Origin of the sequence: Rhodobacter sp. SY28-1 (genome assembly GCF_005222785.1) — a bacterium.
Classification (GTDB): Bacteria; Pseudomonadota; Alphaproteobacteria; order Rhodobacterales; family Rhodobacteraceae; genus Tabrizicola.
The window spans coordinates 199,657-214,858 of record NZ_STGH01000002.1 but is presented as its reverse complement, the minus strand read 5'-3'; the positions used below and the strand labels follow the sequence as shown (position 1 = coordinate 214,858).

At 67.2% G+C, this 15,202-nt stretch carries 14 protein-coding genes; 8 read left to right on the top strand and 6 right to left on the bottom strand.

From position 1 onward, the window contains the following. Positions 1-18 precede the first annotated feature (18 nt). On the top strand, positions 19-1,257 hold the full coding sequence (locus E8M84_RS10060) for an NAD(P)/FAD-dependent oxidoreductase (protein WP_137111079.1): 1,239 nt from the start codon (positions 19-21) through the stop codon (positions 1,255-1,257). A gap of 80 nt (positions 1,258-1,337) precedes the next feature. Here E8M84_RS10060 and E8M84_RS10055 read toward each other — a convergent pair whose 3' ends face one another. After that, entirely contained in the window at positions 1,338-2,024 is a 687-nt protein-coding gene (locus tag E8M84_RS10055) for a DUF599 domain-containing protein (RefSeq protein WP_137111078.1), read from the bottom strand. Positions 2,025-2,106: 82 nt separating this feature from the next. Here E8M84_RS10055 and E8M84_RS10050 point away from each other — a divergent pair, with 82 nt between their 5' ends. The 7 genes from E8M84_RS10050 (at position 2,107) to E8M84_RS10020 (ending at position 9,707) form a co-directional block, all read left to right on the top strand. Further along, positions 2,107-3,540: an FAD-linked oxidase C-terminal domain-containing protein gene (locus E8M84_RS10050; RefSeq protein ID WP_137111077.1), complete on the top strand. Its 1,434-nt coding sequence runs from the start codon at positions 2,107-2,109 to the stop codon at positions 3,538-3,540. A 48-nt stretch (positions 3,541-3,588) separates the two neighbouring features. Then, complete coding sequence (locus E8M84_RS10045) at positions 3,589-4,671, top strand: FAD-binding protein (protein WP_137111076.1); 1,083 nt, start codon at positions 3,589-3,591, stop codon at positions 4,669-4,671. Further along, complete coding sequence (gene glcF / locus E8M84_RS10040) at positions 4,671-5,960, top strand: glycolate oxidase subunit GlcF (protein WP_137111075.1); 1,290 nt, start codon at positions 4,671-4,673, stop codon at positions 5,958-5,960. Before E8M84_RS10045 ends, glcF begins: the two co-directional genes overlap by 1 nt. Positions 5,961-6,046: 86 nt before the next feature. Then, the gene (locus E8M84_RS10035; protein ID WP_137111074.1) at positions 6,047-6,874 is read left to right on the top strand and encodes a serine protease; all 828 of its coding nucleotides are present in this window, start codon (positions 6,047-6,049) and stop codon (positions 6,872-6,874) included. Continuing rightward, positions 6,871-7,734: a serine protease gene (locus tag E8M84_RS10030; protein WP_137111073.1), complete on the top strand. Its 864-nt coding sequence runs from the start codon at positions 6,871-6,873 to the stop codon at positions 7,732-7,734. Before E8M84_RS10035 ends, E8M84_RS10030 begins: the two co-directional genes overlap by 4 nt. Positions 7,735-7,876: 142 nt before the next feature. Then, the gene (locus E8M84_RS10025; RefSeq protein WP_137111072.1) at positions 7,877-8,344 is read left to right on the top strand and encodes an Hsp20 family protein; all 468 of its coding nucleotides are present in this window, start codon (positions 7,877-7,879) and stop codon (positions 8,342-8,344) included. Between the two features lie 145 nt (positions 8,345-8,489). Beyond that, positions 8,490-9,707 (top strand): PLP-dependent aspartate aminotransferase family protein, encoded by a 1,218-nt coding sequence (locus E8M84_RS10020; RefSeq protein WP_240790348.1) that lies wholly within the window; start codon positions 8,490-8,492, stop codon positions 9,705-9,707. 77 nt (positions 9,708-9,784) lie between these two features. Here E8M84_RS10020 and E8M84_RS10015 read toward each other — a convergent pair whose 3' ends face one another. The 5 genes from E8M84_RS10015 to E8M84_RS09995 form a co-directional block, all read right to left on the bottom strand. Continuing rightward, entirely contained in the window at positions 9,785-11,914 is a 2,130-nt protein-coding gene (locus tag E8M84_RS10015) for a VWA domain-containing protein (RefSeq protein ID WP_240790347.1), read from the bottom strand. After that, on the bottom strand, positions 11,911-12,447 hold the full coding sequence (locus E8M84_RS10010; protein ID WP_137111810.1) for an RNA polymerase sigma factor: 537 nt from the start codon (positions 12,445-12,447) through the stop codon (positions 11,911-11,913). Before E8M84_RS10010 ends, E8M84_RS10015 begins: the two co-directional genes overlap by 4 nt. A gap of 163 nt (positions 12,448-12,610) precedes the next feature. After that, positions 12,611-13,093, bottom strand: coding sequence for a peptidoglycan-binding protein (locus tag E8M84_RS10005; RefSeq protein WP_170971901.1), 483 nt, complete (start codon positions 13,091-13,093; stop codon positions 12,611-12,613). A 150-nt stretch (positions 13,094-13,243) separates the two neighbouring features. Continuing rightward, entirely contained in the window at positions 13,244-14,362 is a 1,119-nt protein-coding gene (locus E8M84_RS10000; RefSeq protein WP_137111070.1) for a pyridoxal phosphate-dependent aminotransferase, read from the bottom strand. A 64-nt stretch (positions 14,363-14,426) separates the two neighbouring features. Next, positions 14,427-15,158 (bottom strand): SDR family NAD(P)-dependent oxidoreductase, encoded by a 732-nt coding sequence (locus E8M84_RS09995; protein WP_137111069.1) that lies wholly within the window; start codon positions 15,156-15,158, stop codon positions 14,427-14,429. Positions 15,159-15,202: the final 44 nt, after the last annotated feature.

Below are 15,202 nucleotides of genomic sequence, written 5' to 3'. Positions count from 1 at the left end.
AGGTGGGAGGGTCTCGGGATGACCGATGTCGATGTGGTTGTCGTCGGTGCAGGCTGCGCCGGCCTTGCGGCGGCCAAGCGGTTGCGGGCGGCAGGGCTGACCTTCCGCGTGGTCGAGGCGATGGACAGGATCGGCGGGCGGGCCTGGACCACGACGACCGACTTCGGCATCCCCTTCGACATCGGCTGCGCCTGGCTGCATGCCGCCGACCGCAACCCCTTCTTCCGCGAGGCCCAGGCTGCGGGCTGGACGCTGCAGCATCACGACATGGGACTTGACCATCTGTGGTTCGGTCGCCGCAAGGCCACCGAGGCCGAGATGGAAGCCGAGAGGCGCGCCGAGGCCGAACTTCACGCCTGCATCGAACGCCACCGGGGTGAAAGCGACCGCCTGTCGACCCTCGTCGAGGTCTGCCACAGCCTGCGGGTCAGCGCGACCTTTGCAGGGCCGATGGATTTCGGTGCCGACGATGACGAGATCAGCGTGACCGACTACCGCGCGGCGGCGGACCTTGATCCGAACTATTTCACCAAGGAAGGCTTCGGCGCCCTGATCCACCGCTGGGGTGCCGACGTGCCGGTGACGCTGTCCACCCCGGTCCGCCGCATCCGCTGGGACGGGCCGGGGGTCCAGGTCGAGACCGACCGCGGCACCATCCGGGCGCGGGCGGTCATCGTTACCGTGTCCACCGGCGTCCTCGCCTTCGAAGACATCGCCTTTACCCCCGACCTGCCGGAAAGCCATCAGGAAGCGATCTTCGACCTGCCGATGGGGCTTCTGACCAAGATACCCGTCCGCATCGAGGGCACCCGGCTAGGCCTGAAGCCCTTCGACGATCTCCTGATCGAACGCCACGCGCGGCACGATCTCTATTTCCTCGCCTTCCCCTTCGACCTGGACCTGATGGTCGGCTTCGTCGGCGGCGATTTTGCGTGGGAGATGGAAGCCGCGGGCCGCGCGGCGGCGGTGGATTTCGTGACCGACCGGCTGGTGGACACCTTCGGCTCCGACGTCCGGAAGGCCATCACCCATGGCACCATGACCAACTGGTCGGCCGAGCGCCACGTCCGGGGCGGTTACGCCGCCGCGCGACCCGGCAAGGCCCATGCCCGCGAGGTGCTGAAGGACCCGGTTGGCGAGCGCATCTGGTTCGCAGGCGAGGCGTTGGCCGGGGGCCTGAAACAGACCGCCGCCGGGGCGCGGCTCTCCGGCGAGGCGGCGGCGGGGCAGGTGGCGCTGGAACTTGTCGGATCCTGACAGAGCATCGGTTCAGCGCCAGATTCGCTGTGGTCGCCTGTCTTCCGACCGAACCGGACGCCACGTCTGTCGGACAGGCTCTAGGGCTCGCGGGCGAGGATCACCTTGCGTGAATGGCTTGCGAATTCCCGTCTCAGCAGGATGCCGGTGGCCAACACCGTCCCGGCCAGAAGCCCCCAGGGACCCAGAAGCCAGCCAAGCGCTGCCAGCGCGTAGTAGATCGACTTCAGACCGCGGTTGAAGCTGCGCGCTGCGGTGATGTTGATGTCCGCCGCCTGGCCGGCGCGGTGGAAGGCAATCGGGTCCTGTGGGTCGTTCGGGACGGCGGCCATCAGGATCGAGCAGTAACCGAAAAGCCGATGCGCCCAGACAAATTTCAACAGCGCATTGGCCAGAAAGCCGATCACCGGCAGCATCTTCAGGGCGACGTCCGGGCCTGACCCGATGGGCAGCTCATCGGTCAGCCGCTGGACCGCAGCCGCATTGCCGATCAGCGCGACGCCGCCCCCGATGGCGATCATGCAGGCCGAGGCGAAGAAGGCCGTCCCTTGCCGCAAGCTGTCGATCAGGGTCGCGTCAAAGATTCTTGGCTGGCGGGTGACAAACGTGCGCATCCAGTCGCGTCGGTAGTCCTCCATCAGGATCGACACCGAGGGTAGGCTTTGCGGCGGATGCTCGCTGAGCCAGCCCGAGACGAGCCAGCAAAGAATCAACCCCGCCAGAAGAACGAGGTCGAGTGTGGGGAGGCTGCCAAGGTCCATCGTCATGCGTGAACACTAGGTCTGGGGTTTTCGCTTGTCAGCCAGCGAAATTGGTTATATTTTCTTACCAGTCAGCGGAGGACAGATCATGGACATGCCAGCGCCCGACCCAAGCGTGATCGCCCGCAAGGCCCGGATCATCTCGCGCCTGCGCGCCGTCCTGCCCGCCGACGCTGTGATCGACGCGCCCGAGGAACTCCGCGCCTACGAATGCGATGCCCTGACCGCTTACCGCTGCCCGCCCCTCGCCGCCGTCCTGCCTCGGACGACCGAGGAGGTCAGCGCCGTCCTTCGGGTCTGCTGGGAGGAGGGGGTGCCCGTTGTACCGCGTGGGTCGGGGACCTCGCTTGCCGGGGGTGCCATGCCGACGGCGGATTCGGTGATCCTGGGCGTCGCGCGGATGAACGCAGTCCTGGAGACGGATTACGAGAACCGCTTCATCCGCGTCCAGTCGGGGCGGACGAACCTGAGCGTCAGCGGCGCAGTGGAGGCCGAGCGGTTCTTCTACGCCCCCGACCCCTCCAGCCAGCTGGCCTGCGCCATCGCGGGGAACATCGCGATGAACTCGGGTGGGGCGCATTGCCTGAAGTATGGGGTGACGACGAACAACCTTCTGGGCGTGACGCTGGTCAAGATGGACGGGACGGTGGTGACGCTGGGCGGGCCGTGGGGGGAACCTGCGGGGCTGGATCTTCTGGGCGTCGTCTGCGGGTCGGAAGGACAGTTGGGCGTGGTGACAGAGGCCTGGCTCCGTATCCTGCCAAAGCCCGAAGGCGCGCGGCCGGTGCTGGTGGGCTTCAACTCGAACGAGGTCGCGGGGGCTTGCGTCAGCGACATCATCAAGGCGGGCATCCTGCCCGTCGCCATCGAGTTCATGGATCGCCCCTGCATCCGCGCCACGGAAGCCTTCGCCAAGGCGGGCTACCCGGATTGCGAGGCGCTCCTCATCATCGAGGTCGAGGGGTCGGAGGCGGAGATCAGCGAACAGCTGGGCCGGATCAAGCAGATCGCCCGGGCGCATGACCCGGTCGAGTTCCGCGAAGCTGCCGATGAGGATCAGGCCAAGCGCATCTGGCTGGGCCGCAAGTCGGCCTTCGGGGCGATGGGCCAGATCAACGATTACATGTGCCTGGACGGGACCATCCCGGTGTCGTCGCTGCCCTTCGTGCTGAAGCGGATCGGCGAAATGAGCCGCGACTTCGGCCTTGACGTCGGCAACGTCTTCCACGCGGGCGACGGCAACATGCACCCCCTCATCCTGTTCAACGCCAACAAACCCGGCGATCTGGAGAAATGCGAGGCTTTCGGCGCGGAAATCCTGAAACTCTGCGTCGAGGTTGGGGGTTGCCTTACTGGCGAACACGGGGTGGGGATCGAGAAGCGCGACCTGATGGCGGTGCAGTTTGCGCCTGCCGACATGGAGGCGCAGATGCGGGTCAAGGATGTGTTCGATCCGAAATGGCTGCTGAACCCGGCCAAGGTGTTTCCCCTTGCCACAACAGCAACCCGGCGCGCCGGATGACGCGGCCAAAAATTTTCGGCGAAAATTTTTGGCCCGAGGGAGGAGATGATGCGACCGACAACTGAAGCGGAACTGGCAGAAGCCGTGGCCGGGGCCACCGGACCGCTTCTTGTGCGCGGTGGCGGAACGCGGACCCTTGGTCATGCCGTGGGCGAGGTGCTTGAGACGGGCGGCCTGTCGGGGGTGGAGGTGTACGAACCCGGAGCGCTGACCCTTGTCGTGCGCGCGGGGACGCCGGTGGCCGAGGTGGACCGGGCTTTGGCATGCGAGCGCCAGCGGCTGGCCTTCGAGGTGCCCGACCTGCGCGGGCTTCTGGGGCGCGAGGGCGTGTCGACCATCGGCGGCGTCGTGGCCACCAATGCTTCGGGTCCGCGCCGCGTGCAGGTGGGGGCCTGCCGCGATGCCTGCCTTGGCGTGCGCTTCGTGGATGGGACAGGGACGGTGGTCAAGAATGGCGGCCGGGTGATGAAGAACGTGACCGGCTATGATCTGGTCAAGCTGATGGCAGGCAGCCGCGGCACACTGGGTGTGTTGAGCGAGGTCAGCTTCAAGGTCCAGGCCCTGCCTGAGGCCGAAGCGACGCTGGTCGTCGAAGGTCTGGGGGACGAGGCGGGTCTTGCGGCGCTTCGGGTGGCGTTGGGCTCGCCCTTCGATGTCTCGGGGGCCGCGCGCCATTCCGGGCGCAGTCTGATCCGGGTCGAGGGGATGGCGGGTTCGGTGGCCTATCGCGTCGGACAATTGCGCGCCCGCGTCGGGGGCGAGGTGACGGTGGTCGAAGCCGAAACCTCGGCGGCCCTCTGGCGCGAGGTGCGGGACGTGGTCCCGCTTATGGGCAAGCCGGGCGAGGTCTGGCGCATCGCGACCTTGCCGACGGCGGCAGCGGGGATCGTGGCGCAGCTGGAGGCAGAGGCCCTGTGGGACTGGGGCGGTGGTCTGATCTGGGCGCTGCTTGATCCCGGGCACGGGGCCGAGGTGGCGGCGGCGGTCGCCGGCCGCGGCCATGCCACGCTGGTCAAGGGCGAGGGCGGGCCGGTCTTCCCGCCCGAAGCGCCCGAGGTGGCCGCACTGGTCGCCGGGGTTAAGGCGAAGTTCGATCCCCGGGGGATCCTCAACCGCGGGATGATGGGCTGATGCAGACGACCTTTACCCCCGAACAGCTCACGGATCCCGGCATCGCGCGGGCGAACCAGATCCTTCGGTCCTGCGTGCATTGCGGCTTCTGCACCGCGACCTGCCCGACCTATCAGGTGCTGGGCGATGAACTCGACAGCCCCCGCGGCCGCATCTACCTGATCAAGGACATGCTGGAGCAGGGGCGCCCGGCGGACGAGAAGACCGTCAAGCATATCGACCGCTGCCTGTCCTGCCTCGCCTGCATGACGACCTGCCCCTCGGGCGTGCATTACATGCATCTGGTCGACCACGCCCGCGCGCATATCGAGAAGACCTACCGGCGGCCCTTCATGGACCGGATGCTGCGGGCGGTGCTGGCCCGCGTGATCCCTTATCCGGGGCGGTTCCGGCTGGCCTTGCTGGCGGCGAAGTTTGGCAGGCCCTTCGCCTGGCTGATCCCCGATGCCCGGTTGAAGGCGATGCTTGCGATGGCACCGAAGACCATCCCTCCGGTCAGCCGCAACGACGACCCGCAGGTGTTCCCCGCGCAAGGCGAGCGGAAGCTGCGCGTCGCCCTGATGACCGGCTGCGCGCAGAAGGCGCTGAACACCGACATCAACGACGCGACGATTCGACTTTTGCGTCGACTGGGCTGTGAGGTCGTTATCGCCAAGGGCCAGGGCTGCTGCGGGGCACTGACGCATCACATGGGGAAGGAGGACCTCTCCCATGCCCACGCCGCCGCCACGATCCGCGCCTTCATGGCGGAACAGCGGGCCGGGGGGCTGGATGCCATCGTCATCAACACCTCGGGCTGCGGCACGACGGTCAAGGACTACGGTCACATGTTCCGCACCGATCCGGCCCTGGCCGAGGATGCGGCCACGGTTGCCGGGCTGGCGAAAGACGTCTCGGAACTGCTTGCGAAGATCGGCCTGCCCGAAGGCGCGCCCAAGGGCCTTCGCGTCGCCTATCACGCCGCCTGCAGCCTGCAGCACGGCCAGCAGATCAAGTCCGCCCCGAAGGACCTGCTGAAGCGCGCAGGGTTCGAGGTGGTGGAACCCGCCGACAGCCACCTGTGCTGCGGCTCGGCGGGGACCTACAACCTGCTGCAGCCGGAAATCAGCGCCGATCTCAAGCGCCGCAAGGTCGCGACGCTGGAAGAGAAATCCCCCCAGGTCATCGCCGCCGGGAACATCGGCTGCATGATGCAGATCGGCTCGGGCACCGCGATTCCGGTGGTCCATACCGTCGAGCTTCTGGACTGGGCGACCGGCGGGCCACAGCCGCGCAGCCTTCAGGGGTAGGGGCGACGGCCGCACTTGCGCAAAGGGCCGCAAATCCGCCAAACTCACCCCATAGGCTGAAGGCCGCGCGGATGGGGAGGGGTTCCATGCGTCACCTGATCCCCGGTCTTCTGACCCTGGGGGCGATCCTGCTGGGACTGTCTCTCGGGCCGTCACCGGCCCGGGCGCAGGAGGCCGGCATGGTCCGGCTGCAGACCGCCGACGATTCGCGTGGCTGGGATGCTGTCGGCAAGCTCATCATCGGCAAGAAGGGGTTCTGCACCGGGGCGCTCATCGGCCCGCAACTGGTGCTGACCGCGGCACATTGCCTGTATGACAAGACCACCGGCGTGCAGATCCACCCCGAAGAGATCGAGTTCATGGCAGGCTTCCGCAATGGCCGGGCGGTGGCCTATCGCCGGGTCAGCCGCGCCGTGGCCCATCCCGACTACCGCTATGCGGCCGTGGACAAGCTGGACCGCGTCACCGACGACCTGGCGCTTCTCGAACTCAGTCAGCCGATCCGGCTGCCCTCGCTCTTGCCGTTCGAGACCGGCACCACCCCGGTCGAGGGCGATGCCGTCGATGTGGTGTCCTACGCGCAATACCGCGAGGAGGCCCCCTCGATTCAGGAAGCCTGCGAAGTGCTGGCCGACAGCCGCGAGACGCTGATCCTGACCTGCAGCGTCGATTTCGGATCGTCGGGCGCTCCGGTGTTTTCCATCCGCGACGGTGTGGCCCAGGTCGTCTCGGTCATCTCTGCCAAGGCCGAGATCGACGGCCAGAAGGTCGCGCTGGCCGTACCGCTGGCCGAACCGCTTGCCGCCCTGATGGCGGCGCTTGAAACCAGCAAGACGGATTCGGGCGTCAAGTCCGGCGGGGTGCGGGTCCTGTCCGGCGGCAACGGCAACGGCGCGAAATTCGTCAAGCCATGAGGGCGCTGTCCGCTCTCCTCCTGCTCTGCGCCGGGATGGCTTCGGCGCAGGAAAACTCGGGCCTGGACGAACTCACCACGCGCGAGGACCTGCGCGGCTGGGAACCGGTGGGGCGCGTCGACTTCAAGGATGGCGGGTTTTGTACCGGCGCGCTGATCGCCACGGACCTGGTGCTGACGGCGGCGCATTGCGTGATCAACCGGGACGGAACGCCGGTCGATGCGGCTGACCTGACCTTCCGGGCCGGGTTTTCCTACGGCCAGTCCATCGCCGAATCCGACGTTCTGCGCACCGTGGTCGATCCCGACTATCGCTTCCTTGATCCCGCCCCGCATGAGATGGTCCGGATCGACGTGGCGCTTCTGGAACTGGCGACCCCGATCCCAAGCGCGGTGATCTCACCCTTTGCCATCGGCATCCCGGGCACGGGCGACGAGGTCAGCGTCGTCTCCTATGCCGAGGGACGCGAGGAGGCGCTGTCCTGGCAGCGGGTCTGCGGGATCGTCGCCCGGCAGGACGTGCTGATCGGCGTCGACTGCGATGTCTCTTTCGGGTCGTCCGGCGCGCCGGTCCTGGACCGGTCGGGCTACCGCGCAAGGATCGTGTCGCTCATCTCTGGCGGGTATGAGGAAGACGGCAAGTGGATCTCGGTCGGGATGCAGCTGCCGAAGCTTGTGGATGAACTGAAGGCAGCGCTTCGGCGTGGCGATGCGACCAGCGTGGCCGACCTGCCAGAGGACGCGACCATCGGGACCCCCGGCACGGGAATGCCCGGAAAGCCCGGCAAACGCATCATCCTGCAGGGCGGCGCAGGGTCGACAGACGGATCGGACGGCGGCGCACGCTTCGTCTCGCCCTGATCTTCGCAGCTGCTTTCCGGCCTCTTGAAAGGCCAATTCCCGTTTCCTACTTCACTGGCATCCGGGTGCCATGACGGGCCCGGGTTTACCCGCCTTGCCCCGGAAGGGGAGGGCCCCTGACATCGCTTCCAGGAGGATGACAATGCGTAACCTCGATTTCGCACCGCTGTACCGTGCTACCGTCGGCTTCGACCGGATCGCCGACCTGATGGACCGGGTGCTGTCCACCGACGTCGCCCAGCCGACCTATCCGCCCTACAACATCGAAAAGACCGCCGAGGATGCCTACCGCATCTCGATCGCCGTCGCCGGGTTCACTCCCGATGAGCTGTCGGTCGAAGTGAAGGACGGCTCGCTCTTCGTGACCGCCCGCAAGGCCGCCGAGGAAACCGAGCGCACCTACCTGCACCGCGGCATCGCCACCCGCGCGTTCGAGCGCCGCTTCGCCCTTGCCGACCATGTCCGTGTCGCGGGCGCGGTGCATGAACACGGGATGCTTCACATCGACCTCGTCCGCGAAGTGCCCGAGGCGATGAAGCCCCGCCGCATCGAGATCTCGCGCAGCGCCGCGACCCCGGTGCTTGAGGCGAAGGCCGAAACTGTCAACTGACGTGGCAAAGGCCGGAACCGTCAACTGACGTAGCGAAGGCCGAAACCGCAGGTCCACTTGCAGAGCCCGGGTTCATTCCCGGGCTCTTTGCATCTTGAACCCCCAGCACGGGCGGCGGATGAAGGGCCAAAGGAAAGGCCCGCCCATGTCTGCCAAGCTGCCCCCCGCCCAGATGCACCCCGCCACCCGGGCGCTCGATGCAGGTCTTGTCCCAGACCCGGTGACCGGGGCCATCGCGCCGACGCTCGTCGCCTCGGTGAACAACACCTTCACACCCGGCTCCGCAGGCTTCTCGGCCGAGGGCGCGGACCTGACCGAACAGCCCTTCCTCTATGCCCGCTGGACCAACCCCACCGTCCGCGCGCTGGAGGAACGTCTCGCCGGGCTGGAAGGCGCCGAAGACGCGCTGGCGACCGCAACGGGCGTCGCCGCTGCCGCTGCGGTGTTTCTGACCCTCCTCAAGGCCGGTGACCACCTGATCGTGTCAGAGGTGTGCTACGCCGGCGTCTACGAACTCGCCACCCGCATCCTTCCCGACCTCGGCATCGCGGTCACCCCCTGCGACCTGACCGACCCGGCCGCCGTCCGCGCCGCCCTGCGCCCCACGACCCGCCTGATCCACGCCGAGACGCCCTGCAACCCGATCCTGCGCCTCACCGACCTCGCCGCCTTGTCGCACATCGCCCGTGAGGCCGGAGTGCTCTTGTCGGTGGACAGCACGCTTGCCACCCCCGTCATCACGCGCCCGCTCGACCATGGCGTCGATCTCGTGATCCATTCCCTGACCAAGTTCATGAACGGCCACGGCGATGCCCTGGGCGGGGCCGTCATCGGCCGCAAGGACCTCATCTCCCGTCTCCGCTCCCGCGCAGGGGTCTATCTGGGGGCGACGCTCTCGGCCCAGAACGCCTGGCTGATCCTCCGCGGCCTCGACACGCTGTTTCCGCGCCTTCGCACCGCCTCGGACACGGCGGGCCAGTTGGCCAACTGGCTGAAGTCTCACCCCGCCGTGACCCGCGTCACCTGGCCCGGGGCCGAGGACCACCCGCAACGCGACCTCGCGCAGCGCCAGATGGCGCTTGGCGGCGCGATGATCGCCTTCCAGACCCGCGAAGCCCCCGCCACGGTCGCCGCCCGCATGGCCGCCCGCTTCCGGGTGATCCACTATGCCTTTTCGCTCGGCCACCAGCGGTCGATCTGCGTCCATATCGGGACCGAGGAAATCCAGCGCAGCACCTTCCGGATGGAGGGCGCTGCGCTGCAACGTTGGACGGATTGGGCGGGGGAGGGGGTCTTCCGGCTGTCCGTCGGCCTTGAAGACCCCGCCGACCTGATCGCCGACCTCTCCTGCGCGCTGGAGTGACCACGCTCCCCGGCCGGGCGCCAAAATATTTCGTCGAGAAATTTTGGCCCGCCGAACAGCGGTTGGCCCTGCGTGGTTCAGTTCGCCGACAGGCTCTCGGCCAGCCGCATCAGGTTCACCGCCTCGATCCGGTAGCCGAAGGCATCCTCGCCCCGGTTCGCGACGGCCAGTTCGATGGCCTGATCCCAGCCCCAGTCGCCCAGATAGACCGACCTCTGCAACAGCTGGCCGAACCCCGCAATGGCGGCGGCGAACCGAGTCTCGTCGCTCGCGCCCTCCGTCCCGGTGATCGGCGTCTCGACCAGCGTCGACTGATCCTCTCCCGGCGCCTTCCAGCGCAGCCGCAGGAAGCCCAGCTCGCCGGTCGCATCCCCGGTCGTCGCCGTCCCATAGCGCAGCGGGTCGTTCAGCAACGCCTCCGACCCCGGAGCCGTCACCTCGTAGATCGCCGTAACCTGGCGACCCGCCCCGATCTCGCCCGCATCTACCGCGTCGTTGTTGAAATCCTCACGCCGCAGCGCGCGGGTCTCGTAGCCGATCAGCCGGTACTCCGCGACCGTGGCCGGGTTCCATTCCACCTGGATCTTCACGTCATCCGCGATAGGGAACAGGGCCCCCGTCAGCTGGTCGACCAGCACCTTCCGCGCCTCGGACAGGGTGTCGATATAGGCCGCTGTCCCGTTCCCGTTCTGCGCCAGCGCCTGCATCACCGCGTCGTCCAGGTTCCCCCGACCGAATCCCAGCACCGAAAGGTACGTCCCCGTCTCGCGCTTCTTCGCGACGTAAGCCTCCAGACCCTCGGGGTCTGAGACGCCCACGTTGAAGTCCCCATCCGTCGCAAGCAGGATGCGGCTGACCTCTCCCTCCGCTTTCATCCCCTCGGCCACCTGATAGGCCAGTTCCAGCCCCTCGGCCCCCGCCGTGGATCCGCCCGCCGCGAGATTGTCCAGCGAGGCGAGGATCGTCGCCCGCTCTCCCGCCGCCGTAGGCTCCAGCACCAGCCCTGCCGAACCCGCATAGGTGACGATGGCCACCTGATCCTCGGGCCGAAGCTCCGCCAGCATCAGGGACAGGGACTGCTTCAACAGCGGCAGCTTGTTCGCATCCTCCATCGACCCGGACGTGTCGATCAGGAACACCAGGTTCAAGGGGGGGCGAGCAGCCACTTCGGGCAAAGCCCCCTGGATGCCGATGGTCACCAGCCGCGTGCCGGGGTTCCAGGGCGTCGGCATCACAGAGATGGTCGAGGCAAAGGCCTGATCCCCCTCGGGCGCCGCATAGGCATAGGGGAAATAGTTCACCATTTCCTCGATCCGCACCTGGTCGGGCGTCGGCAGATAGCCCCCGGTCAGCGACGACCGCACCACCGCATAGGACGCGGTATCCACGTCGATCGAGAAGGTCGAGACGGGCTCTTCCGCCGTCACCTTCACCGGGTGCGGAGCTTCGTTCGAATAGGCCTCGGTGTTCTCGACCGGGGCGGGCAGGGCGTCCGATACAGACACCGCCGGAGCCTCAAGGTAGCCGACCAAGCCATCCGCTTCTGCAGGAGCCTCGGCCCGCAGGCGCATTTCGGAATCGTCGAACATCTTCTTGGATTCAGTCGCCGACGGTACCGCCTCCTCCGCCATCGTCATCGGGGACGCGGCCAGCGGCTCGGACGCAGGCTCGGCCTCCACGGCAGAGGACGCCATGCCTTCGTCAGTCCGGGCCAGCGCATCCGCCGCAACCTCGGGCTCTGGCTTCGGCACAGCAACCGCCTCGGGCACCGTGGGGGCGGCTTCGGTCACCACAACGGCCTCGCCACCACCGGGGGCAAGGTCCGCTGTCGGGGCTGCCTCGGGCGCGGCATCGGCAACCGGCTCGGACATCTTGGGCAGAGCGGTCTCTTTCGTCTCGACGACAACCGTCGGCTTGCCAAGCCGCAGGTCGGCCACCGGCAGGATCACCGCGACCCCGATCAGAAGGGCGGCCGCCGAGGTGGTCATGGCAAGGGCAGGACGGGAGGTCAGGTAGTTCAGCATGCGACGTACTCCGTTCAGGTGGGCCGCTCCTTGGCGGTCCTCACTGGAACGGACGGGATCGGTCGATCCTTGGAGCCGGTCGAAATTTTCCATCGCCAGGGCCATCGCCCGCGCTTTCGCATCCCCATCCGGGGCGGGCGCGGCCTTCAGCGCAGACCGGAGGTCGTCGAGATCGTCACTCACTTCGCGTCCTCCCTGGCCATGGCCCGCAGGCGTTTCTTCACTTCGCTCATCCGCCAGGCGATTGTCCCCTCGCTGACGCCCAGCACAACCCCCGCCTCGGCCTGGGTCATCTCCTCGCCCAGAACAAGCGCCACCGTATCGCGCAGTTCCGGGCTAAGCTCGGTCATCGACTGCGCCAGCCAGTCCCGGGCTTCGGCCTCGGCGCTGATCTCGTCCTGCCGCGCGATCTCCCAGTCGCCCCAGCCCTGCGCGGCCTTTGCGCGCGTCGCCTGCCGCCGCCGCAGGTCATGCGCGGCGTTCACTACCACGCGGTAAAGCCAGGTGGTGAACTTCGCCTCGCCCCGCCAGTTCCGCAGCTTGGCAGGCAGCGCCGCGCAGATGTCCTGCGTCAGGTCCTCGGCCTGATCCTTCGCCCCGGTCAGCCGCCAGGCAAGCCCGTGGATGCGGTCATAGTGCCGCCCGACCAGCGTGGCAAAGGCCGCGCGGTCTCCTCCAACCGCGGCAGTAGCCAGCATCTCGTCGGGCGTATCCATCAGCATCACGTTACCTGTGACGCGACCCAAGGGGCAATCCTTGGAACCCTCGGCAAGAAATCTGGCACGGAAATCCTTACCCCGAACGAAAAGACCCCCGGTCCGGGCGTCGCCCAGGCCGGGGGTCGGATCAGAGGCCGGACCCTTGGTCACGACTGCCAGATCAGTAGATCATGCCGTCATAGGCGCCATAGGCTTTGGCCGTGGTCGACAGCGAGATGCCTTCGTCACGGGCATAGGCCGTGATCGCGTTGTAGGTGCCCGGGCCGAAGGACCCGTCGATCCCGCCGCGATAGTAGCCCCAGGCGCGCAGGTTGCGCTGGATCGCCTTGCGTTCGGACAGCGAATAGCTCTGGAAGGCGCGGGCCGCCGGGGTCGAATAGATCGAGGTGGTGTGGCGCGGCTCGACATAGACCGTGCGGGGCTCGACGTAGGTCGGGCCAGCGGTATAGCCGCGGTCATACAACCGGGCCTTGCGGTTGTTCTTCAACAGCTCGTCGACGATCACCGCAGTGGCGACACCGGCGAGAAAGCCTTGCTCCTTCTCGCCCCAGGCCAGCGCCGGGGTGGCGGGCACGGCGGCGATGGAAAGTGCGGTCAGACCGGCGATCAGGGTGGTCTTGGCGTTCATGACAGAGAGCAGCATGTCGTGTCCTTTCGTGTGGTCCCGGGCAGTCCGGGGTTCGATGCCACTGGTTATGGGCATCGGGGCCACGCTAGGCAAAATCAGTGCCACGCTAGGGGAAAACACCCCCGTGCTATCGGATAACGCCTTTTATGTCAGTGACTTGCGCAGTCAGGCCAGGTCGCGCAGCGCCGCCGAAAGCCGCTCTAAACCTTCGTTGAGCCGCGCTTCAGGCCCGCCCCCCGCCCCGATCCGGATGTGATGCGGCAGGCCATAGGCCGATCCGGGCAAGAGGAAGGTGCGATAGGGCGGCTTAAGGAGCGCCCGCGCCAGGGATTCTCCGTCCACGCCCTCGACCCGTGCCAACCCGATCAGCCCCGCTTCGGGCCGGTGCCACGACAGGCGGGCTTCATCGGACACGAAGCGGTCCAGCAGGTCCAGCGTCGCGCGCCCGTCCTCCCGCGCCCGCCCCAGTGCCGCCGCCAGCCGCTCCGGCCGCAGGGCGACCTCCGCGATGTGCTCGCCCAGAACATTCATGATCTCCGACCCGTTCTCGCGCAGGATCATCGTATCGCGGATCACGTCCGGCGACTGGCAGATCATCCACCCGGTCCGCAGCCCCTGCAGCCCCAGCGCCTTTGACACCGACCCAGTGGTGATGCCAAAGCGCGTCATTCCGGCGATGGAAGGCGACCGGGCACCCACCCATTCCAGCCCCGCATAGACCTCGTCCACCACGAGCCAGATCCCGTGCCGTTCCGCCAAGTCGGCCAGAGCGCGGAGATCGGCTTCCGGGACCAACCGCCCCGTCGGGTTGTTCGGATTGGTCAGGAAGATCATCCGCGTCCGGGGCGTGATCGCCCGCGCCACCGCCTCGGGGTCCAGTCCCCAGCCCCGCGCCTCATCCCGCGCCACCTCTACCAGCTTCGCGCCAATGGCCTTGGCCATCACCCCCGCCTGCGGCCAGCCGGGGGATTCGGTGATGATCTCGTCGCCGGCCTGCACCAGCTGCCGGAACAGAAGGTAGTTCGCCTCTGCCGCCCCTGCCGTGATGAGGACCGAGTCCAGCGGCAGGTCCAGCCCCGCCTGATCCAGCACCCGTTGCCGCAGGGCTGGCAGACCCAGAAAGCTCTTCCCGTTCCAGTCCAACGACAGCTCGGGGTCAAGGTCGGTCAGGAAATCCTTCAGCCGGGGCGAACGGGCCAGCGAAAACCCGATGAAGCACTCCGGCGGCTCGGCGGACGTGGTCTCCAGCAGGTAATCGAACAGCTTGTGAATGGTGACCTTCATCCGCCCCCTCGCGCGCAAAAGTTTTCGAAGACTTTTGCAAAATCCTTCGAAGGATTTTGGCCCCTCACCTGACGTCGCGCCCCTGATTGAGGACGATCACGTTCCCCGACGACACATCCCCGGCGGGCGAGATCAGGAACCCCACCCAGTTGGCAATCTCCTCCGGCTGCATCGCCCGCCCATGCGGCATCGCGCTGATCGCTTTCGCCAGCACCTCCTCGGTCAGCACGTTGAACAAGGGCGTCTCGGTCATCGCCGGTGCTATCGAGTTCACCGCGATCTTCTCCTTCGCGTAGCGCCGCGCCAGGTCTTTTGTCAGCGTATCCATCGCCGCTTTCGAAGCCCGGTAATGCGGCGGGTCGAAGACATCGAAGTTGTAGGCGCCATTGGACGAGATGTTGACGATCTTCCGCACCCCCGGCCGCCCAGCCATCGCCTTCACCGCCCCCTGGCAGCAATGGAAGGCCGAGGAGAAATTGATCGCCATCTGCCGATCCAACTCGCTGGCCGGGATGTCCGGGAAGTCCGACATGAAACAGGTCCCGGCGTTGTTCACCAGCGCGTCCACTCCCCCGAACCGCGCGGTCAGCCGGTCGAACAGGTCGGCAATCGCCTCCGCATCCGTCAGGTCGACGGCTTCGGCCACAAACCCCTCCCGGTCCGCCGCCATCGCCAGCAGCGCGGGGCCGTCGATGTCTACCCCTACCACGGTCAGCCCATCGGCCAGCAAACGGTCGACAAAGGCCCTCCCCAACCCCCCGGCGGCTCCGGTCACGACAGCGATGCGATTGGTCATGGCTCCCCCCCAGACATGGAAAAGCCAGCCTAGGCCAAGGCCCG

Bases quoted from the DNA above. Each gene is read 5' to 3' on its own strand.
- E8M84_RS10060 (WP_137111079.1), top strand. From the start codon at position 19: ATGACCGATGTCGATGTGGTTGTCGTCGGTGCAGGCTGCGCCGGCCTT.
- E8M84_RS10055 (WP_137111078.1), bottom strand. From the start codon at position 2,024: ATGACGATGGACCTTGGCAGCCTCCCCACACTCGACCTCGTTCTTCTG.
- E8M84_RS10050 (WP_137111077.1), top strand. From the start codon at position 2,107: ATGGACATGCCAGCGCCCGACCCAAGCGTGATCGCCCGCAAGGCCCGG.
- E8M84_RS10045 (WP_137111076.1), top strand. From the start codon at position 3,589: ATGCGACCGACAACTGAAGCGGAACTGGCAGAAGCCGTGGCCGGGGCC.
- glcF (WP_137111075.1), top strand. From the start codon at position 4,671: ATGCAGACGACCTTTACCCCCGAACAGCTCACGGATCCCGGCATCGCG.
- E8M84_RS10035 (WP_137111074.1), top strand. From the start codon at position 6,047: ATGCGTCACCTGATCCCCGGTCTTCTGACCCTGGGGGCGATCCTGCTG.
- E8M84_RS10030 (WP_137111073.1), top strand. From the start codon at position 6,871: ATGAGGGCGCTGTCCGCTCTCCTCCTGCTCTGCGCCGGGATGGCTTCG.
- E8M84_RS10025 (WP_137111072.1), top strand. From the start codon at position 7,877: ATGCGTAACCTCGATTTCGCACCGCTGTACCGTGCTACCGTCGGCTTC.
- E8M84_RS10020 (WP_240790348.1), top strand. From the start codon at position 8,490: ATGTCTGCCAAGCTGCCCCCCGCCCAGATGCACCCCGCCACCCGGGCG.
- E8M84_RS10010 (WP_137111810.1), bottom strand. From the start codon at position 12,447: ATGGATACGCCCGACGAGATGCTGGCTACTGCCGCGGTTGGAGGAGAC.
- E8M84_RS10005 (WP_170971901.1), bottom strand. From the start codon at position 13,093: ATGCTGCTCTCTGTCATGAACGCCAAGACCACCCTGATCGCCGGTCTG.
- E8M84_RS10000 (WP_137111070.1), bottom strand. From the start codon at position 14,362: ATGAAGGTCACCATTCACAAGCTGTTCGATTACCTGCTGGAGACCACG.
- E8M84_RS09995 (WP_137111069.1), bottom strand. From the start codon at position 15,158: ATGACCAATCGCATCGCTGTCGTGACCGGAGCCGCCGGGGGGTTGGGG.